This window comes from Ruegeria sp. AI2 (assembly GCF_056541275.1).
The window spans coordinates 1-1081 of the sequence record NZ_JBQFYB010000061.1 but is presented as its reverse complement, the minus strand read 5'-3'; the positions used below and the strand labels follow the sequence as shown (position 1 = coordinate 1081).

General features: G+C 58.1%; 2 protein-coding genes. One reads left to right on the top strand and one right to left on the bottom strand.

Annotated features, from left to right (window positions below):
• Positions 1 to 419: CYTH domain-containing protein (locus ACR0LL_RS21145; protein ID WP_480589270.1), on the top strand; the 419-nt coding region annotated here is incomplete at its 5' end.
• Here the strand turns inward: ACR0LL_RS21145 and ACR0LL_RS21140 are convergent.
• Positions 416 to 1081, bottom strand: a 666-nt coding sequence (locus ACR0LL_RS21140) for a sensor histidine kinase (protein ID WP_480589268.1), incomplete at its 5' end; no start/stop codon positions are given. The two genes, ACR0LL_RS21145 and ACR0LL_RS21140, sit on opposite strands and share 4 nt — an antisense overlap.

The following is a 1081-nucleotide window of genomic DNA, read 5'->3' as shown; positions in this document are numbered from 1 at the left end:
TGAGTACCGCGCAAAAGGCTATCGTGCGACAGGGCTATCTGACCGCACCGGACGATTCGACCGAACTGCGGCTGCGGCAGAAAAACGAACGCTACTATCTGACCCTCAAAGGTGGCAGCGGATTGGTTCGTGTGGAACGAGAGGCGGAAGTCAGTGCCGCGCAGTTCGAGACCTTTTGGCCGGAAACAGAAGGGCGCCGCGTTGAAAAAGAACGCTATACCGGTCAGTTGCCGGATGGGCGTGTTTTTGAACTGGATGTGTTTCTCGGCAATCTGGCGTCCTTACGCCTTGTTGAGGTCGAGTTCACATCAGAGGCAGAGGCAATAAACTTTGCTCCGCCCACCTGGTTCGGGTCGGATGTGACGGACGATAAACGGTATAAAAACAAGACGATGGCGACTGCGGGACTTCCGGCTTAGGGACGTCGCGCCAGCATTATGGTTGTCTCGAGGCCAGGGTCGCAATTGCGCGCGACAAATCTGCCGCCATGCATGCGTGAGATGGCAGCAACCAATGCGAGGCCCAGCCCGGCGTTTTTCTCGGTTCGGGCCGGATCAAGTGTGACAAACGGCATTTGCAGGCGCGGCAGTTCCTCGTTCGGCCCACCGGGACCGCGGTCGCGGACACTCAGGCAGGTATAGGGACCGTTATCGGAAATCGAGACCGTGAAGGTCGTATCCTGCGGCGCATAGCGCATGGCATTTTCCAGCAGGTTGGAGAGCGCTTGTGACAAAAGCGGGCGATGGCACGGTATGGCTTCGGCCTGTCCGGAAATCTCAAGCTGGATCCCCTGATCCATGGCAACAGGCTCATACAACTCAACAACATCGCTGACCAATTGCCGCAAATCCATGGGTTCGAACTGTTCGCGTCCCAGTCCGGCCTCGGCACGGGAAATCTCGGTCAGTTGACCCAACACGTACAGAACGTGATCGATTTCCCCGGTGGCGCGGGCAATGTCCACTTCGCGGTCCAGATCATTTTTGCCCGGATCGGACAGGGCCTCGACCCGTTGACGCAGGCGGGATAGCGGTGAACGCAGATCATGCGCGATCGAATTTGACGTGGTGCGCAGGTTGCG